The sequence below is a fragment of the Shewanella loihica PV-4 genome, assembly GCF_000016065.1.
In the GTDB taxonomy this organism is placed as follows: domain Bacteria; phylum Pseudomonadota; class Gammaproteobacteria; order Enterobacterales; family Shewanellaceae; genus Shewanella; species Shewanella loihica.
Window position 1 is genome coordinate 3,293,562 of sequence record NC_009092.1, and the last position, 18,953, is coordinate 3,312,514.

At 56.2% G+C, this 18,953-nt stretch carries 14 protein-coding genes; 10 read left to right on the forward strand and 4 right to left on the reverse strand.

Features of this window, described 5'->3' with window-relative positions; genetic code table 11:
* The first annotated feature begins 468 nt into the window (after window positions 1-468).
* Complete coding sequence (locus tag SHEW_RS14375; protein WP_011866581.1) at window positions 469-1,797, forward strand: phosphatase PAP2 family protein; 1,329 nt, start codon at window positions 469-471, stop codon at window positions 1,795-1,797.
* 232 nt (window positions 1,798-2,029) lie between these two features.
* The gene (locus tag SHEW_RS14380; protein ID WP_011866582.1) at window positions 2,030-2,287 is read left to right on the forward strand and encodes a YfhL family 4Fe-4S dicluster ferredoxin; all 258 of its coding nucleotides are present in this window, start codon (window positions 2,030-2,032) and stop codon (window positions 2,285-2,287) included.
* A gap of 100 nt (window positions 2,288-2,387) precedes the next feature.
* Here the strand turns inward: SHEW_RS14380 and ubiT are convergent, their stop codons facing one another.
* Entirely contained in the window at window positions 2,388-2,900 is a 513-nt protein-coding gene (gene ubiT / locus SHEW_RS14385) for a ubiquinone anaerobic biosynthesis accessory factor UbiT (protein WP_011866583.1), read from the reverse strand.
* A 196-nt stretch (window positions 2,901-3,096) separates the two neighbouring features.
* On the opposite strand from ubiT, the gene ubiU reads away from it, so the two are divergent.
* Together ubiU and SHEW_RS14395 are read left to right on the forward strand one after the other, a co-directional pair.
* Entirely contained in the window at window positions 3,097-4,098 is a 1,002-nt protein-coding gene (gene ubiU, locus SHEW_RS14390) for a ubiquinone anaerobic biosynthesis protein UbiU (RefSeq protein ID WP_011866584.1), read from the forward strand.
* A 32-nt stretch (window positions 4,099-4,130) separates the two neighbouring features.
* Complete coding sequence (locus SHEW_RS14395; RefSeq protein ID WP_011866585.1) at window positions 4,131-4,976, forward strand: U32 family peptidase; 846 nt, start codon at window positions 4,131-4,133, stop codon at window positions 4,974-4,976.
* A gap of 85 nt (window positions 4,977-5,061) precedes the next feature.
* Here SHEW_RS14395 and SHEW_RS14400 read toward each other — a convergent pair whose 3' ends face one another.
* Window positions 5,062-5,712 (reverse strand): hypothetical protein, encoded by a 651-nt coding sequence (locus SHEW_RS14400; protein ID WP_223294722.1) that lies wholly within the window; start codon window positions 5,710-5,712, stop codon window positions 5,062-5,064.
* Between the two features lie 517 nt (window positions 5,713-6,229).
* On the opposite strand from SHEW_RS14400, the gene SHEW_RS14405 reads away from it, so the two are divergent.
* The 3 genes from SHEW_RS14405 (at window position 6,230) to olsF (ending at window position 13,397) form a co-directional block, all read left to right on the forward strand.
* Window positions 6,230-7,585 carry a YjiH family protein gene (locus tag SHEW_RS14405; RefSeq protein WP_011866587.1) on the forward strand — a complete coding sequence of 452 codons (1,356 nt, stop codon included), beginning with the start codon at window positions 6,230-6,232 and terminating at the stop codon, window positions 7,583-7,585.
* 251 nt (window positions 7,586-7,836) lie between these two features.
* Window positions 7,837-11,517, forward strand: a complete 3,681-nt coding sequence (locus tag SHEW_RS14410; protein ID WP_011866588.1) for a sensor histidine kinase — start codon at window positions 7,837-7,839, stop codon at window positions 11,515-11,517.
* A 125-nt stretch (window positions 11,518-11,642) separates the two neighbouring features.
* Entirely contained in the window at window positions 11,643-13,397 is a 1,755-nt protein-coding gene (gene olsF, locus SHEW_RS14415) for a bifunctional ornithine lipid synthase OlsF (protein WP_150100053.1), read from the forward strand.
* 241 nt (window positions 13,398-13,638) lie between these two features.
* On the opposite strand, the gene dapE is transcribed toward olsF, so the two are convergent.
* Window positions 13,639-14,928 carry a succinyl-diaminopimelate desuccinylase gene (gene dapE, locus SHEW_RS14420; protein WP_049766533.1) on the reverse strand — a complete coding sequence of 430 codons (1,290 nt, stop codon included), beginning with the start codon at window positions 14,926-14,928 and terminating at the stop codon, window positions 13,639-13,641.
* Between the two features lie 199 nt (window positions 14,929-15,127).
* On the opposite strand from dapE, the gene SHEW_RS14425 reads away from it, so the two are divergent.
* Complete coding sequence (locus SHEW_RS14425; RefSeq protein ID WP_011866591.1) at window positions 15,128-15,556, forward strand: CBS domain-containing protein; 429 nt, start codon at window positions 15,128-15,130, stop codon at window positions 15,554-15,556.
* Between the two features lie 145 nt (window positions 15,557-15,701).
* On the opposite strand, the gene SHEW_RS14430 is transcribed toward SHEW_RS14425, so the two are convergent.
* A complete protein-coding gene (locus tag SHEW_RS14430) occupies window positions 15,702-17,060 on the reverse strand; it encodes an NCS2 family permease (RefSeq protein ID WP_011866592.1) in 1,359 nt (452 codons plus the stop codon).
* A gap of 508 nt (window positions 17,061-17,568) precedes the next feature.
* Between SHEW_RS14430 and torE the strand changes: the two genes are divergently transcribed.
* A complete protein-coding gene (gene torE / locus SHEW_RS14435; protein WP_049766534.1) occupies window positions 17,569-17,739 on the forward strand; it encodes a trimethylamine N-oxide reductase system protein TorE in 171 nt (56 codons plus the stop codon).
* Between the two features lie 30 nt (window positions 17,740-17,769).
* Window positions 17,770-18,948 carry a pentaheme c-type cytochrome TorC gene (torC, locus tag SHEW_RS14440; RefSeq protein ID WP_011866594.1) on the forward strand — a complete coding sequence of 393 codons (1,179 nt, stop codon included), beginning with the start codon at window positions 17,770-17,772 and terminating at the stop codon, window positions 18,946-18,948.
* Window positions 18,949-18,953: the final 5 nt, after the last annotated feature.

Genomic DNA, 18,953 nt, shown 5'->3' on the forward strand with positions numbered 1-18,953 from the left:
GACCCTCGGGCTGTTTTTTTACCCCCAGAAAATAAGCCTAACTCGACAGCTAGCTCAACACCTAGCTCAACGACTTACTCTCGTTCTGACTAAGCGACTTATTCTAAGTGACTTAACTTAAATGACTTACCCTGATCGACTTAACTTAAGTAACTTAACTTTAGTGACTTACCTTGAGCGACTTAACTTAAGCGACTATGGCCGAGTGCCAGACTCGGCAAGCGTCTGCTCCGCGAACGCCTCCCTATATCTGACTCTAACCCTAGACATAACCATGCCTCGCACACACTCCACACCCAAGTCCTACAGCTGATTCCAACATTCAAGTCCCACGCCTAAGTTCCACATCCAGGTCTCATACTTGAGACTCGCTACATCTTCACATTTTTTCTACAACTTGGTAGCAAGCCCGCCATTAGCTGTTACACTGAAACGCATAGTTATCTTGATGAAATACAAGGCATAAAAATGATGACTCCCCGCGCTTCCGTAACATATCTACTCCCTACCCTAGTGGCCGCTAGCCTGGCGTCGCCGACTGCCTACGGCAAGAGTGAGATCCTCGAAGGCCAGTCCGGTACGATTTCTGAAGTGGGGGATGTGGTGCAGATCGCCCTGCCCGCCGCGGGCCTAATCGGCGCCCTCTGGATAGGCGATACCGAAGGCGCCTGGCAGGTCACCAAGGGCGTTGCGGCAACGGCGGCCATCACACATACCCTGAAGTTTGGCGTCGAGCGCCTGAGACCCGACGGCACAGAGTCCAACTCCTTCCCCTCTGGGCATACCTCGGCGGCCTTCTCCGGCGCCGCCTTTATTCATCACAGATACGGTAACGCATACGGCATCCCGGCCTATGCGGCGGCGGCCTTCGTGGGCGGCAGTCGTATCTGGGCCAACCGCCACTACATGGACGATGTGCTTGCCGGCGGCTCCATCGCCGTGATGACCAGCCTCTATTTTACCGACCCCTATGCCCAGACAGATCTGGTGATCGCCCCAAGCCTGGGGGAAGATCATATTGGCCTAGCGCTGAGCTACACCCCAGGGCTAGCGGGTAACAAGGGCCCTCGGGCCGAGCGCGAAAAAAGCCATGATTGGGGCCAGCAAGACAAACCGCTCAATAACAGCTACACCCTGATGATCGGCGGCTTCGATACCGACACCAACTATATTCGCGACAAGCAGGAAACCGGCTTCGACCTTAACGGCTTCAGCAAAGAGAGTGAGCCCAACACCTACGCCTCGGCACTGGTCAACTGGGGGACGGGCAAGCAGCAATATCTCTCCTTCAGGTTCACCCCCTTGGAGGCCAGAGACACCAGCATACTCAACCAGGATATCGGCTTTAACGGCAAGCGCTACGCCGCCGGTAGCGAGGTTATCGCCGCCTATCGCAGCTGGAACCTCTCCGCCGACTATATGTTTAACCTGATGCCAAAGAGCGACTGGATAGTGAATGTCGGCGCCGGTATCAGCCTGATCGATCAATGGATCCGCCTCGATGACCTAGAGGGCGGAAACCTTGGGGAGTTTAACGACTTCTTCATCGTCCCCGCCGCCGCTGCGGAGCTGGGTTATCGCTTTACCCCGGCAGTAAAAGCCAGCCTGGGCTATCGCATTACCGGTCTCTCCGATTTTGACTCCAGCGCCTTCTGGGGCGATGTCACCTACCAGATCAACGAGCGCTGGGCAGCCTCACTCTTCTACGGTCAGCTAGAGCAGACCTCGGACACCGACGAATATTATAACGACGCCCGCTTTAACTTCGCAGGCTTTGCCGTCACCTATAGCTTCTAAGCCAGCTCCAGGCATAAATACATATAACCTATCGATTGGCTCCATTGGAGCCGGTCGAATTTCACCCTCACCTTAGCATTTTCCTATAATTGATTTTGCAATCCTCGATGACTAGGCGAATGTAGGGCTTATGCTATAATGCCCGCCCACCACTGGCTCACATGGCAAGTTAGCCTAATGGGGATCACGTCACCAGGGCACTTACAAGTTTTATAGAAGGCAAGACAACTAGATGGCATTACTGATCGACGATAGCTGTATCAACTGTGACATGTGTGAACCTGAGTGTCCCAACCAGGCGATCACCATGGGGGAAGAGATCTATGAGATAGATCCTAACCTGTGCACCGAATGCGTCGGCCACTACGACAAGCCTACCTGCGTCTCCGTCTGTCCGATCGACTGTATCGACCCGGACCCTGCCCATGTGGAGTCCCAGGATGAACTCCTGGTCAAGTATCACCTGATCACCGGTAAGCCGATCGATTAAGTGACCAACAAGAGTTAACAGTCTCCAAATAAATAAACAAAAAGCGAAGCCTTAGCTTCGCTTGTTGATGCCTCATCATGAGTTAGTTCAATGGACTATTTTAGGCCCAAGGCATGTTCGCTTGGCGCTGCAGTTGGGTCAGCATGGCGGCGGCCTGAGTGATGCTCTGGCGCATAAATACCGGCATGGTGTCAAACTCTATGCTGAGCAGCAGATTTTTTACCTCTAGCCCCAACTCTGTATCTCCCTCAATCGCCAGACGACGCTGGAAAAACAGGGTATCTGGGTCTTCCTTACCGGCGGCGATCAGAAGCAGCGCCTGACTACAGCCGCTAAAGCTCACCTCGGCCTCGCCGCCTTCACGGACGATGAGGCGCTCATCGAAGCTAACCTCGAAGCTTAACTCGAGATCGGTCACGCTAATCTTCACCCAGCGAGCCTGCAAAAAATCCAGCTCGCCATCTTTGATCTGCGCCGCCATCAGCAGATTTAAAATACGCTCGATAAGCTGAGCCTTAATTGAAAAAGGCACTAAGTTTAATGGTTTAGCTATGACTTTAGGCCCATATTGCAATAGATGTTTGGCCATGTTTGCCAACACACTTCGCTGCATGACTGACGTTCTCCTACCAAATTGGAGGACCGAAATCGTGACTTCGATCAATGTTTAGTGAGGTTCCCGACAACCGCTGTCGAGAGTGATAAGGAAATCAATTTTAACCAGATTTTATGATCACAAACCTGTTTTACATCAAGAATTGTTCAGCCATTCCCTTTTACACTTCACACTTTTTAAGGGAGAACAGCACATGGAACTTCTTTGTCCGGCGGGTAACCTCGCCTCCCTCAAGGTCGCCTTAAACGCCGGTGCCGACGCCGTCTACCTTGGGTTGAAAAACGATACCAACGCCCGCTCCTTCGCCGGGCTGAACTTTACGCCGGAAAAATTAGCCCAGGCGGCCAAGCTCACCCAGCAGGCGGGTAAGAAGATTTTTCTGACCATCAATACCTTCCCCAAACCGGGGGAAGAACAACGCTGGTACCAGGCGATCGACCTGGCCGCCGACACAGGGGTCGATGCGCTGATCATGGCCGACCTCTCTCTGCTGGACTATGCCCACAGCCGTTACCCTCACCTGCCGCTGCACCTGTCGGTGCAGGCCAGCGCCACTAACCTGGGGGCACTCAGCCTCTACAAGCAGGAGTTCAACATCGACCGTGTGGTTCTGCCGCGGGTGCTGTCGATGAAACAGGTCAGAGACCTCTCCAAGGTGACCCCCGTGGATCTCGAGGTGTTCGCCTTCGGTAGCCTCTGCATCATGGCCGAGGGGCGCTGCCACCTCTCCTCCTATGTGACGGGCCAGTCCCCCAATACAGGCGGCTCCTGCTCGCCGGCCAAGCATGTACGCTGGCAAGATGTGGGCGACAGCCAGCAGACCCGGCTCAACGACGTGTTGATCGATCAGTCGGGCAAGGATGAGCAGATGGGTTATCCCGTAGTCTGTAAGGGGCGCTACACCACCAGCGACAGCCAGGAGGCCTCGCACCTGCTGGAATCCCCTACCAGTCTCAACACCCTTAGCCTGCTGCCGGAGCTCGCCAAGGCTCGCGTGGTCTCCCTCAAGATTGAGGGGCGTCAACGCAGCCCGGCCTATGTGGAGCAGGTGACCCGGGTCTGGCGTCAGGCGATCGACACCTACCTGAACGACCCAGCGGCCTACACCACCCAGGCCCAGTGGGATCAGGCCCTGGCCAAGGTCTCAGAGGGACAAGTCACCACACTGGGCGCCTATGAGCGCACCTGGCAATAACAGCAAAGCAATAAGGACAAAAGGATAACAAGATGAAAACCTCATTAGGACCGATTCAATATTGCTGGCCCAAAGAGAAGGTGGTCGAATTTTATGAGGCCGTGGCTCAGAGCAGCGTGCCCCTGGTCTATCTGGGCGAGACCGTCTGTAGCCGCCGCCGCGAGCTTAAGTTCAGCGACTATCTCGCTTTAGCCCAGATGCTGAAGGCCGCAGGCAAGGAGGTGGTGCTCTCCACCCTGACGCTTATCGAGGCGCAGTCGGAATTCCTTGAACTCAAGAAGCAGGTAGAAAATGGCGAGTTCACCATAGAGGCTAACGATGTCGGCGCCATCTATCTGGCCAAGGAGCATGGGATCCCCTTCGTCTGTGGGCCCAGCATCAACAGCTATAACGCCGCGACCCTGAAGAAGTTTGCCAGTTGGGGCATGCAACGTTTCGTGATGCCGCTGGAGCTGTCCAAGGCCTGGCTCACCCAGGTGCTTGATGATCTCGCCCCGCGCCAGGTCGAGGTAGAAGTGTTCGGTCATGGCTTCATGCCGCTGGCCCATTCGGCCCGCTGCTTCACCGCCCGCCACAAGGGGCTCACCAAGGATAAGTGTCAGACCATCTGTATCGAAAATCCCGAGGGCTTACTGGTGCAGACTCAGGAAGACCAGCCGCTGCTGCGCCTCAACGGCATACAGACACAGTCGGCCAATTATATGGATCTCTGTGACCAGCAGACTCAGATGCAGGCCTTGGGGGTCGACTATTTCCGTATCTCGCCCTCGTCCCTGGCATCCATCGCCTTGGCCGATAAGTTGCCGGCCAAATCGGCCAGCCACGACAGACAGTGCAACGGCTACTGGCATCAGCTGCCGGGTCTGGCCCTAAGCTAGGCGAGCGGCAGCTAGATGAAAAAAGCAGGACTCATTAGGGAATTTAAAAAAGCAGATAAAACGTCGGTTTAGATAACAAGGAAGGTTAATCGTGTCGACGCGTCTCTCGCTGGGTCCACACCAGCGAGAGTAGCCAACCCATGAAGCTGAACAGCGCGGCCCACTCCATGATCACAGGGCAGCGAAACTCGGGTCTTGGCTCCACCATCACGAGATCATGATAAAACCAGGTTCCGCTCGCCACCACGCCATCGTCGGTATGGGCCATCAGGATAAACGCCAGCAGCAAGCCCAGCGTCAGACCAGAGATCAACAGGCTACCGCGCAGGGCAAAGCGCTTGGGCCTGTCTCTGCGACTCAACAGGTAGACAAGATACGCCGCCACGCTCATCGCCGCGAAATAGAAGAAATATTCTATGCCTAAGATATGCAGGTGATAGACGTTAACCGGAAACAGGCCGACACAGGCCAGCGCCAGAAGCGATGCCACCAACACAGAGAAGCTGGTCAACACCCAGGGGCCGTCGCTATTTTGCAGGGCAAACAGGGCAAATAACACCAGGCTCAAACTGCCGAAGAAGAGTCCGCCGTTAAACACCACCGCCAGCTCTGAGTGGCCATACTGACCCAGCTCACTCAGGGAGAAGTTGTAGAAGCTAAAGCCTTGGCCGCTGTAATCGCTGAACCCTAAGCTGGCCGCCACCAAGCCGATAAGATGTCCTACGAGTCCAAGCAAGCCAAACCTAAATGCTAATTTAGACAGTTTCTGCTCTTTTGAAGTCATAGGCCCTTTATCGTTTAACACACTCATTGGTTAACCATATATGGAATCAGAATTTTTTGCAGAGGTCTAGCGCATATTTCTGACACGGACTGAATAAAAACTCAACAAAAATCATACATGAGAATCATAGCTCACCTCCACTAAAGGGGTATCTCTCAGACTAAACGATGCGCCGCCACGCAACACCCAAGCAACAAATGCACAACCTTGTTTTCAAAGGAGTTTAACCAATAATTACCTAGCCTAGACCTTAGCAATTTAGGTACAATATAAATAGTCATAAAGTGCTAATAACTATGCTGCGGCGGTGAAACGGTTCACCAAGCATTATAATCGTTTTACATCACTGGACTTAGGGGGTAACCTTCCCCGCTTATCTCATGAATGGATATTCAGAGTGTATTGATTAACGGATCTTTGAGTAGATGGCTGCCCATGCTTGGGAAGCAAAGAATAAAGGCTAAATAAAGTGGCTGAAAAACAAACCCATAACATTAAAACCGTGCTGACGTTTCTAGTCCCTTCCATTATCGGACTGTTACTCTTCATGACCCCCATTAGCTATCAAGATGCCATCACGATCCCCATCGCCATCGTATCTAAGGGGCTGCAAAATCTATTGGGCGATAGCATTGTCGCCATCGTCACCGCCATTGTGGTGCTCACCGCTATCGCGACTCTCATCTGCAAAGCGGCAAAACCCACAATACTCAATCGCTATCCCTTCTTTCGTGCCCTGCTCGACGTCAGCCCCATGTGGGCCCTGGTGCGTGTGCTGGGTGCCATCTTCATCGTGCTGACCTTTACCGGCACTGGGCCCGAGGCGATTCACTCGGGCAATACGGGCGCACTGGTGCTCAACGACCTGCTCCCCGTGCTATTTTGCGTGTTTATCTTTGCCGGCATGTTGCTGCCACTGCTGCTTAACTTCGGCCTGCTGGAGCTGTTCGGCACCCTGCTGACCAAGGTGATGCGCCCTGTGTTCAACCTGCCGGGACGCAGCGCCATCGACTGTATGGCCTCCTGGCTGGGCGATGGCAGCGTCGGTATTCTGAAGACCAGTAAGCAATATGAATCCCGTTTCTACACCCAGAGAGAAGCGGCGGTGATCGGCACCACCTTCTCGGCAGTCTCTATCACCTTCTCGCTGGTGGTGATCTCTCAGGTTAAGCTCGAGCACCTGTTCGTGCCCTTCTATCTGACCGTCTGTTTGGCCGGTGTGGTCGCGGCCATCGTTGTGCCTAAGCTGCCCCCGCTCTCTTGGAAGAAAGATCACTACATAGATGAGACCCCACGTCATCCCGACGATGAGGTGATCCCTCATGGTAAGGGCGTCTTCGCCTGGGGCTTGGAGCAGGCACTGACCAAGGCGGCCAAGGCCGAAAGCGTGGGTCATACCCTGAAAGATGGTCTGAAGAACGTGATCGACATGATCTTCGGCGTGATCCCTGTGGTGATGGCCATAGGTACGGTCGCCCTGATGATCGCCGAATACACGCCTATTTTTAACTATCTGGGCATGCCATTCATTCCACTGCTTGAGCTGCTACAGGTGCCGGAAGCCGCCGAAGCTTCTAAGACCATAGTAGTGGGCTTTGCCGACATGTTCATCCCGTCGATCCTGGCCAGCTCCATCGAGTCGGACATGACCCGCTTCATCATCGCCGCCATGTCGGTGACCCAGCTGATCTACATGAGTGAAGTAGGCGCCCTGCTGATTGGCAGCAAGATCCCGGTCAATATCCTAGAGCTGTTTGTCATCTTTATCCTAAGAACCCTGGTCACCCTGCCGGTGATCGCAGGTGTCGCCCACCTTATCTTCTAAGGCTGAAGCGTTAGCTTAAAAAGGGCAGCTCAGGCTGCCCTTTCTTATGGCCGCAATGGCACATTATCTTATTCATTCAACTCGCAATTTCCCCAAAGACTTCTAAACTTAAACACTCAAGCAGCGCTCATTGTGCCGGGATTTACGCGGCTGTTTTTCGCCCCCCATCCCCAAAAAACTGAGCGCCAAACCGCCCCCTAGATCACAAGGGCCAAGTTATGACTTGCAAACACACGAGTTGGCGCGCCTAGATGAGAGCACTCATTCTCTCACTCCTGCTATTGCTACTGGTGAGCCAGCCCAGCCTAGCCTTCAGCTATCAGCCGCAGTTTGATTCCTTCGGCGCCAAGGAGGGGCTGTCGATGAACACGGTCACAGATATCGTCAACGACAAGGAGGGACATCTGTGGATCGCCACCCAGGCCGGGCTCAACCGCTACGATGGTAAGCGTTTCAAGATCTTCGACACCCAGGGGGATAATCGCGGCCCCTCGGCCAAATATATCAAGAAGCTGCATTTCAGCCGCAGTACCCTCTGGCTAATCACCCGCAACGAAGGGATCAACCGCTATCATGCCGACAGCAGCATCTTCGAGCCCTTCAACGCCAGTAACAGCCCGCTGCCCGACGATATCGTCGATCTCGATGAAGATGCCCAGGGTAACCTATGGATCGCCACCGCCGACAATCGCCTGCTCTACTTCTCCCCCGCCAGCAACAAGCTGCTGGCGACCCTGGACAGCAGCACGACCCAGGGACTGCCCAGCGGGCGCATCAACACCCTGTATCGCGACCGGCAGGATAGGCTCTGGATAGGCACGCTCAACGGTCTCGCCAGCCTCAAGCAGACAGAAGATGAGATTAGCGTCACCCAATACGCGCCAGAGGTGCTGCGCGGCGTCTCCGCCATCGAGGCGGGTAAGAGCAACACCCTCTGGGTCGGCACCCAGACCCGCGGCCTGTTCCTGCTGGATATCACCAATGATCAGGCCATGGCGATCGCCGCCGTGCCCGCCAGCCCCGCCTTCTCCATCTCAGCCCTCAGGCGGGATAAGTTCGGCAGCCTCTGGATAGGCTTTCGCGCCCAGGGACTGGCCAGATATGAGCCTAGCCGCAACGAGATCCACAGGCTCAACGCCTCCGCCGAGAACCGCTACAGCATCAACAGCCCAGTCATCACCTCCTTGTGGATAGACAACGAGCAGCAGCTGTGGATCGGCAGCAAGGGCGGCGGCCTGAGTAAGACCTTTCTCGACGCCCAATATTTCGGTCATATCCATGGTTTTAGCTTCAACGACAATAACCTGCTCAACGTGGACATTCGCAGCCTGCTGGAGGACAGCCAGGGCACCCTCTGGGTCGGCACCGCCAGCGGCGTCTACCGGGGGCTGAAAAATCCCAGGGGCGAGCTGACGGGCTTCATCCCCTTCCATGTGCAAAACCCCGCCCTGAGTCAGGCCTTCATCAGCTTCATCAAGGAGGATGAGCTAGGTCAGCTGTGGATCGGCACCCGGGGCGATGGCCTCTTCATCTATACCGCCGACAAGCAGAGCTATATTCACTATCTGGCCGATGCCAAGAGCCCCAACAGCCTCCCCAGCAATCAGCTCTATTCGCTCTATTTCGACAGGCAGGGGACCCCCTGGATCACCAGCAGCGATGGTGGCATCGCCAGATATGCCGGCATAGCCACAGGCTTTATCGCCGTGCCTCTGCCCATCAAGACGGTCACCGACATGCTGCAGGACGGCGACGGCAACTACTGGCTCACCTCCTCCAGCGACGGCCTGCTGAGGCTCGCGGCCAATGGCGAGATCACTCACTTCGCCAGCCACACGCCCCATGCCTTGCCCAAGCAACACCTCTTCTCCATAGTGGCGGGAGACAAACACAGCCTGTGGATCGCCAGCAACGAGGGGCTACTGCACTTCAATACCCAAGACTTCAGCAGCCGACTGCTTACCACGGCAGATGGCCTGATCGACGACACCATCTATTTGCTGTTTGCCGACCAGCGCCGTCACCTCTGGCTCGGCACCACCAAGGGGCTAACCCAACTCGACCCGGACAGCCTGAAGACCACCAACTACACAGATATCGACGGCATACAAGATAACGAGTTCAACTTCGGCGCCGCGGCGCTTGGGCGTAACAACACCCTCTATCTTGGCGGCGTCAACGGCTTTAACCATTTCAATCCGGCCCAGCTGCCCCGCCGTCAGCCGCCGACCCTACCGGTGATCACAGATCTCTTTGTGCTGGGTCAGGCCCAAGGGCTACCCGACATGGACCAGGGCACGCCAAGACTGCCCCCTTCGCTGGCGCTGCCCCATACCGCCGATATCTTCTCGCTGCACTACCACAGCCCGGATCTGCACAACGCCACCCGGCTCAGCTATCAGTACCGCCTGCTCGGGCTCAACGACACCTGGATAGCGGGCTCGCCGGAGCAGGTCGCCTACTTTACCGGCCTCAACCCGGGCAACTATCTGTTTGAGATCCGCGCCAAGGATATCAACCAGCAATACAGCCCCATCAGGCGCCTCAAGATCATGCTCGAACCTGCCCCATGGCAGTCCCCCTTCGCCTACACCTTGTACTTCACCCTGACCCTGATGCTGGTAAGCCTGATCTTCTATCGCAAGTGGTCCCAGTATCAGCAACAGGCCGCCCTGCTGCACGAGGTGGCCGAGAGCGAGCAGCGCCTGCAGCTGGCCCTGTGGGGCAGCGGCGATGAGTTTTGGGACTGGAATATCGTTCATGGCAATGCAACCCGTACCAACACCTTCCTCAAGTATCCCGAGCAGGAACAGGAGCTGAAGAAGACCATAGCCACCTGTGTCCACCCGGACGACATCCCCAAGGTGTCACGGGTCGCCAAGGAGTGCATCAACGACCAGATAGATAAGTTCTCCCTCACCTATCGCGGCCTGGCGCCCGACGGCGAGTGGCTCTGGGTGCTCAATCGTGGTCAGGTGGTAGAGCGTGACGAGGCGGGCAAGGCGGTACGCATCGCGGGGACCATCAAGAACATTCAGCAGCAGAAAGAGACGGAGCACGCCCTGCGCGAGCTCAATCAGCGTCTGGAGCAGCGCGTCAACGAGCGCACCCTTGAGCTGCAACAGCGCAACGACGAGCTGAAACACACCCTGGATGAGCTGGAACATACCCAGGGCGAGTTGATGGACAAGGAGAAGATGGCGGCCCTTGGCGGCCTGGTGGCCAGCATCACTCACGAGGTCAATACTCCCATAGGGATCAGCGTCACCGCCGCCTCCCACCTGCAGGAGAGCGTCAAACACTTCGACCAGCTCTATCGCCGCGGCGAGATCACCGAAGAGGATTTCGAGCAGTATCAGAATGAAGTGGCCGAGTGCTGCCGACTGATCCTGGCCAATCTGGAGCGCGCCTCTAAGCTTATCGCCAGCTTCAAACAGGTCTCTGTGGATCAGTCCCACGAAGATGTACGCGAGTTCGACCTGCATGCCTACCTGGAGGAGATCTTCATCTCCCTCAACCCCATGCTGTCACGCACGCCCCATGAGTACAGCTATCAATGTCCGGAGAAGCTGATCATCCAGAGCACCCCGGGGGCCTTCTACCAGATCGTCAGTAACCTGTTCAACAACTCGGTGATCCACGCCTACCCCGACGGCAAATCTGGCAAGCTCAGCCTAGACGTCGCTCGAACCGACCAGGGGATCTGCATCACCTATCAGGACGATGGTTGCGGCATGTCCCAGGAGGTTCAGGCCCAGGTGTTCCAGCCCTTCTTCACCACCAAGCGCGGCAAGGGCGGCAGCGGCCTGGGGATGAATATCGTCTCCAACATAGTCACTCAGGTCCTCAAGGGCGAGATCAGCATAGACTCCCAGGAGGGGCGCGGCAGCACCTTCATCATACATTTGCCCGACAGCCTGATCGTTCGCTAGGCGTCATCTGGCTGCAATAATTTGTTCATCTCTTAGTCAAACTCCCCTCTTACTCTGGCGCTATGGATAGGGTGTCTCCATCACGGGCACCATCCCTTACACAGCGAGCAGACCCCATGCAAAAGATGATTTTCACCGTAGACGATGTGGTAGCCAACAACCTGCCCAAGCTCAATCAGAGCCCCTGGCTGGCGACCCCCACCAAGGCGCTGCTGCGCTATTTCCTGATGGAAAAAGAGTGCCATGCCATCACCCAGGAGTTCGATTACCTGGAGGGGGTAGACTTTATCGAGCAGGTCCTGGCCAGCTTCAACTTCACCTACAGCATGCCCAGCACAGAGGTGGAGAATATCCCCAGCGAGGGGCGGGTGGTGATCTATGCCAACCACCCTATCGGCTCACTGGACGCCCTGGCGATGATCAAGCTGATCAGCAAGGTGCGCCCCGACATCAAGGTGGTGGCCAACGAGCTACTGATGGCCCTGGAGCCGCTGCACTCCATCCTGCTGCCGGTGCGTAACATGACGGGCGGCACCCCCAAACAGCATCTGGAGAAGATCCACCAACACCTCAAGAGCGAAGGCGCCGTGCTGATCTTCCCCTCCGGCGAAGTCTCACGCCTGCGCCCCAACGGCGTGAGGGACCTGCACTGGCACAGCGGCTTTCTGAAGATCGCCAAGGCCTGTCAGGCGCCGCTGCTGCCCATGTTTGCCGATGCCAAGAACTCGGCCACCTTCTACGGTGCCTCGATGATCTACAAGCCCCTGGCCAGCCTGCTGCTTGTCAAGGAGATGTTCAAGCAGGCCAAGCGCACCATGCCCCTGCGCATAGGCCAGCTGATCCCCAAGGAGGTGGTGGCTAGCAGCGACTTCCCGCTCAAGACCCAGGTGAAGCTGCTGAAGAATCATCTCTACCGTATCGGCAAGAACCGCAGCCCACTGTTTAAGACCCAGAACGCCATCGCCCACCCTGAGTCGCGCAGCGATCTGATCGAGGCGCTGTCTCAGTGCGAACTGCTGGGCCAGACCCATGACGAGAAACTCATCTATCTCTACCGCCACAAGCAGAGCAATCCCATCATGCGTGAGATAGGCAGGCTGAGAGAGATCGCCTTTCGCGCCGTGGGCGAAGGCAGCGGCAAGCGCCGCGACACAGACAAGTACGACGCCGACTACCTGCATCTGGTGCTCTGGGATCACAAGGCGCTGGAGATCGTCGGCGCCTACCGTTTCGCCAGTGCCAAGAGCCTCTACCAGGATGAGCATAAGGGCCTCTACAGCCAGTCGCTGTTTCAGTACCGCGACGAGTTCGCCCCCTACTTCGAGCAGGGGCTGGAGCTGGGACGCAGCTTTGTGCAGCCTAAGTATTGGGGCAAGCGCAGCCTGGATTACCTCTGGTTCGGCATAGGCGCCTTCCTCGCCAAACATCCAGAGTATCGTTACCTGTTCGGTCCCGTCTCCATCAGCGACGCCCTGCCGGAGCAGGCCAAGGCGATGTTGGTCTACTTCTACCAGACCCACTTCTGCCCGGTGCAGGAGCTGGCCCACGCCAACAGCCGCTACAGCTTTACCCCAGAGCAGCACGAACAGTTAGATAGCCTCTTCCCCGGCGAAGACTATCAGGCGGAATTTAAGCTGCTCAAGCAGGCGCTGGCCAGCATGGGCGCGGCCGTGCCCGCCCTGTACAAACAGTATGGCGAGCTGTGCGACGGTTTAGGGGTTAGCTTCCTCGACTTCGGCATAGACGCCGAGTTTGGCGACTGCATCGACGGCCTGGTACTGGTGGACACCCACAAACTCAAGGCCAAGAAGCGTGCCCGTTACATAGACTGCCACCTGCCCGAACTCAACACGGGCGGCGAAGACTGCCCGTTGAAATAGAAATAGAAATAGCGCTAGCAAAAGCTCTAACTCTTGCACTAGCAGGGCTATCTTCAAGCATAAAAAAGACGCCTCAGGGCGTCTTTTTTGTCGCAAGCTTTTGTGGGTTGGTTTTTGCGACAAGCTTTTGTGAATTTGTTTTGCGACAAAGGCTTGTGAGTTAGTTTTACCAATAGCTTTGGCGGACTCTCAATTAACCATCAGTCCAAGCCCCCAAGCTTAACTATTTAATCATGAATCTCTAGTCATGAAAACGCGTTAGCAGGGCGCGATAGATACGATAGAGACGCACTATCTGCGCCAGTTCCACCCGCTCGTTGACCTGATGTATGGTGCGATTGGGAAGCCCCAGCTCGATCACCTGAGTCTGAGGCGATGACAAAAAACGTCCGTCTGAGGTGCCCCCTGAGGTGGAGAGGCGCGGAAAGCTGGCGGTGACCTCGAAGATCGCCGCCTCCACCTGAGCGATCAGGCTCTGCTCATCATTTTCCTGGGTATGATAGGGCTGACAGCCACGCTCCCAGCGCAGGCTGATGGCATCCTCCCCCAGGGAAAGCCCGTCGAGACAGGCCTGGATCCGCGCCATGATCCCCGCCTCGCTGTAACGATAGCTGTAGCGGATGTTGAAGCAGATCTCGCAGCTGCCTGGCACAATGTTGTCGGTAAACGCCCCCGAATCCACATGGGTCACCTGCAGGCTGGTACCGGGAAAGTCGTCGCTACCTTCATCCCAAATGAGAGCTTCCAATGCCTGCATCACCCGCGCCGCCATATGCAGGGCGTTGACGGCGTTCTTGGGATAGGCCACGTGTCCCTGCTTGCCCTTGAGCGTTAGCCGCGCCGAGATGGCGCCGCGACGACCAATCTTAATCACATCGCCCGCCTGCTTATCGGCGGTCGGCTCGGCCACCACACAGTACTTGGGCAGACGTGACTGAGCCTTGAGGCGCTCGACCAGGGTGCGGGTACCATGTTCCGCCTCGCCCTCTTCGTCGCTGGTGACGATAAACTGCCAGTTGGCCTTGGGCAGGCCATAACAGGCAATATGGTCCTCGACCGCCGCCAGCATCACCGCCAGGCCAGATTTCATGTCCACCGCGCCGCGGCCAATCAGCATGCCATCCACTAAGGTGGCGGCAAACGGCGGCGTCTGCCAGCGGCTCAGATCCCCGGGCGGCACCACATCCGTATGCCCGGCCAGCGCCAGCTGCGCCGGGCGCTCATCGAAGGAGGCCAGCAGGTTGCTCACCCCTTTATCCTGATAGTGGCTGACGTCGAAACCCATTGCGACAAGCCTTTCCCCTAACCACTGCTGGCAACCGGCATCTTCCGGGGTGATTGAGGGGCGGCGCATCAGCTCACGGCAGTAACGCACCGCCTTGTGCTGGCTGAGATCTTCCTGGCTTAGATCTTCCTGGCTTAGATCTTCCTGGCTTAGCTCGCCTTGATTATGCTTGCCTTGGGTGAGCTGAAATTGAGCGGAATCGACATAGAAAGGGTCGGATTGGCTGGCCTGGGATGCCAATGGCATGGATTTCATCTTTTTGCCCTGATACTAAGATAAACCCAACCATTAAAGGGCAAACCCATGACATTTATGTGAAATTTAGATGGTCATTTGTTGAACATTCATTTATCTGTTATAACTGGAAACAGGGTGAACATTCACCAAAGTCACTGAGAACCTTACAAAACTCAGTCAACCTCCCCCTAAGTCTCAGGAGTCTGCCATGGCAACACGGGTATCGGAGATCATGAGCACCAGGGTCGTCACCATAGAGATGGACGACAGGCTTACCATAGTCAAAGAGATCTTTGACAGCGCCCCCTTTCATCATCTGCTGGTGATCGAGAACGACAGCTTGCAAGGCGTGCTATCTGAGCGCGACTATCTGCGCACCCTCAGCCCCCATATCGGCAGCATAGGCGAGACGGAGCGCGACAGCGACACCCTGCAGCGCCGCGCCCATCAGGTGATGAGCCGGGATCCCATCACCATAGCCCCCGAGGCCGACATCAAGACCGCCGGGCAACTCATGCTGGCCCACGACATCGGCTGCCTGCCTGTGATGGCATTTAGCAAGATAGTAGGCATCATCACCTGGAAAGATCTGCTGCGGGCCTTCTGCCATGATGAGCTGGTTCCCCAACAGGAATAGTGCTCACAAGTATTGAAAAATGAGTCACTCAACAGCCTTGCTTAACGGCCTCGAACGACAGCCTTAAACGACAAACCCAGGTCAAATGACCTGGGTTTGTGTTATTTGAGGTGCAGCTAACTCGAAGCTGCTGACTCGGTACGTTCTAGATCGCCCAGCCGCCCATGTAGAAGACCACCAGACCGATAGTGATGGCTAACACACCAGGTTTCAGGGCGCGCCACTCACCGCTGGCCAGACGGCCAACCACTAGGGTCACGAAGCCCAGCATGATACCGGTGACGATATTACAGCTGAGGATGATGAATACGGCGCAAGTCAGTCCCGCCATGGCATCGACCTTGTCGTCGAAGTTCAGCTTAGTCACGTTGCTCAGCATCAAGAGGCCCACATACATGAGCGCCGGCGCCGTGGCATAAGCAGGTACCAAATAGCTCAGCGGTGCCAGGAACACCATCAGCAGGAAGAGCACGCCAACGATTGTCGCCGTCAGGCCCGTCTTACCACCGGCCGCGGTACCCGCCGCCGACTCAATATACACGGCCGCCGGCGCGCCGCCCACGGCGCCTGCGAAGATGCTGCTCATGGAATCTGAGGTCAGCGCCTTACCGCCACCGACGATATTGTCTTTCTCATCCAGCAGTTCGGCCTGACCCGCCACCGCGCGAATGGTGCCCGTGGCATCGAAGATCGCCGTCATCACCAGCGCCAGCACAATAGGCAGCACCACAGGGTTGAGGGCGCCCATGATATCCAGCTGACCGATAAGCGACTTGTCAGACATCAAATCAGGCAGGGCGAACAAGCCCTGGTAGGTCACGCTCGGGTCGAACGCCAGGCCAAACACGGAAAGCGCGATGATCACCAGCAGAATGCCGCCGGGTACGCCGCGGCGCTCTAGGCCTATGGTGGCCGCCAGGCCAATCACTGTTGCGATAACAGGCAGGCTGTGGATATCGCCAAGCTTCACCGGCAGGCCAGCGTCGTTGGCGACGATCAGATGCACGCTATTGGTGGCGATCAGCAGCAAGAACAAGCCGATACCTATGCCGGTACCATGAGCGATCCCCTTAGGCAGGTTGGTCAGTACCCACTGACGCACGCCGGTGACACTCACCAGGGTGAAGACCACGCCCATGAGGAAGATGGCCCCCAGGGTCACGGGAATCGAGATCCCCTGGCCCAGCACCATGCTAAAGGCGGTAAAGGCGGTCAGTGAGATGGCGCAGCCAATCGCCATCGGCAGATTAGCCCACAGCCCCATCAGCAGGGAGCCGAAGGAGGCAATCAGACAGGTGGCCACGAAGACGGCGCCGGGATCGAAACCGGCGGCGCCCAACATGTTTGGTACCACGATCACCGAATAGACCATGGCGAGGAAGGTGGTTAAGCCGGCAATCACCTCTTGGCGCAGCGTGCTGCCGCGGGCTGTGATTGCGAAATAACGGTCAAGCAGGGAGCTTGCATGTACAGCGGGTGCAGCGAGAGTCTGTTCAGACTTCATAGTAGTTACCTTTTTTGATCTCTTAATTTGGAAGGCTGTGGCAAGTTAGAGCCCCACGACAGATGTCTGTGGGTGAGAGATCCACTGGGTACTTATTGGTGTACCTTACGTGACCTGCAGATCGGTAACCGAGGAGATACCGACCTTTTAAGGTAAGCAAACACTTACCCATAACACAGCCTTTGTTGGCGGCGCATTCTACAGCAAAGACTGTGACATAAACTAGAGCAAGCTAACAATTCGCCAAACTTTTGTTCAACTTTCGCGCGAAGGCTTTTTTAGCCTGAGATACCGCGACAACCATGGGAGGTCCGATCAAGAGAACACTCAGTTAACTCATTTAATATCATACAGTTACAAACAAACTATTCACCATCAAGCCGCCAGAGTCAGTTTTATTCATATTTTTTCATAACTTGTCACTCTTGGTTCATGCCAGGCAGCACCCCCATTCACATCCCTCCTCTACCATGCAGCCATGGACAAAGATCAACTAAGAGAGTCTGTCATGCCATCACACCCAATAAGCGAAATACGAGATCAGGATAAATCCAAAGAGCTCAGAGCCCTCGGCTTCATCATAGTGATGCTCTTCCCGATGCTAACCATCACAGGCATCAGCGCCTATGGCTTCATCATCTGGATGATCCAGGCCTTCGGCGGCGTCGTCGCCCATTAACCCATTACCAACTTGAGAAAGGATGTTGCTATGAAGTGGTTTATCACCCTTTGGCGTACCCTCAACAAACCCGCCAAAACCCTCACCCTTGGCGCCATTAGCCTGTCAGCCTTCCTGATGGGCATCATCTTTTGGGGTGGCTTCAACACCGCCTTGGAGGCGACCAACACCGAAGCCTTCTGCATCAGCTGCCACAGCATGGAGAGTAAACCCTACCAGGAGCTGCAAAGCACAGTGCATTGGTCGAATCACTCAGGCGTGCGCGCCACCTGCCCCGACTGTCACGTGCCCCACAACTGGAGCCGTAAGATTGGCCGCAAGATAGAGGCCTCCCACGACATGTGGGGCTGGCTGCTACAAACCGTCAATACCGAAGAGAAATTCGAGGCCAAGCGTCTGGAAATGGCGAGCCGTGAGTGGAAACGTTTCGATCGCGACAACTCACTCGCCTGTAAGAACTGCCACAACTATGACTCGATGAAGTGGGACGAGATGTCTAAGCTGGCCCAGAAGCAGATGAAACGCGCCGCCGAGTTGGATCAGAGCTGTATCGACTGCCACAAGGGGATCGCCCACAAGCTGCCTGACATGGGCACCTCTCGCGCTCCTGAACTTATCGCCCAGGTGGGGTCTGGCGAGAGCAGCCTGGCTATCGGCGAAAGCTACTTCAGCGCCCTGACCAAGCCACTGTTCTTCAACGAGAAGACAGACGTCGAGGCGGGCACACTCAACATCGCCACTAAGGTGAAGGTGCTTGAGGTCAAGGGTCAACGCGCCAAGGTAGGTATCGATGGCTGGCGCAAGAAGATAGGCGCAGGCCGGGTGATCTACTTTGATTTCGGCATGAACATCCTCTCGGCCCAGCTCTCGAAAGATGCCGCCCTAGAGCCAGGCGTGATGCAAGTGTTCGAAGAGCAGCAAGACCCGCTCACCGGCCTGATCTGGCAGCGCGTCGAGGCGCAGATCTGGGTGGATGGCGACTATCTGGTCAAAGATCTGCAACCACTCTGGGATTACGCCCGCGACACTTACTCCAGCAGCTGTAGTGTCTGTCACACCCAGCCCGATGAGGCCCATTTCGACGCCAACACCTGGCCCGGCATGTTTCAGGGAATGATCGCCTTCGTCAACATGGACCAAGACACCCAGGCACTGGTGCAGAAATACCTGCAAGAACATTCATCGACTTTTGCCACCTCAGCGCACTAACAGGA

Coding starts and splice junctions, on each gene's coding strand:
- SHEW_RS14375 (WP_011866581.1), top strand. CDS start 469: ATGATGACTCCCCGCGCTTCCGTAACATATCTACTCCCTACCCTAGTG.
- SHEW_RS14380 (WP_011866582.1), top strand. CDS start 2,030: ATGGCATTACTGATCGACGATAGCTGTATCAACTGTGACATGTGTGAA.
- ubiT (WP_011866583.1), bottom strand. CDS start 2,900: ATGCAGCGAAGTGTGTTGGCAAACATGGCCAAACATCTATTGCAATAT.
- ubiU (WP_011866584.1), top strand. CDS start 3,097: ATGGAACTTCTTTGTCCGGCGGGTAACCTCGCCTCCCTCAAGGTCGCC.
- SHEW_RS14395 (WP_011866585.1), top strand. CDS start 4,131: ATGAAAACCTCATTAGGACCGATTCAATATTGCTGGCCCAAAGAGAAG.
- SHEW_RS14410 (WP_011866588.1), top strand. CDS start 7,837: ATGAGAGCACTCATTCTCTCACTCCTGCTATTGCTACTGGTGAGCCAG.
- olsF (WP_150100053.1), top strand. CDS start 11,643: ATGATTTTCACCGTAGACGATGTGGTAGCCAACAACCTGCCCAAGCTC.
- dapE (WP_049766533.1), bottom strand. CDS start 14,928: ATGCCATTGGCATCCCAGGCCAGCCAATCCGACCCTTTCTATGTCGAT.
- SHEW_RS14425 (WP_011866591.1), top strand. CDS start 15,128: ATGGCAACACGGGTATCGGAGATCATGAGCACCAGGGTCGTCACCATA.
- SHEW_RS14430 (WP_011866592.1), bottom strand. CDS start 17,060: ATGAAGTCTGAACAGACTCTCGCTGCACCCGCTGTACATGCAAGCTCC.
- torE (WP_049766534.1), top strand. CDS start 17,569: ATGCCATCACACCCAATAAGCGAAATACGAGATCAGGATAAATCCAAA.
- torC (WP_011866594.1), top strand. CDS start 17,770: ATGAAGTGGTTTATCACCCTTTGGCGTACCCTCAACAAACCCGCCAAA.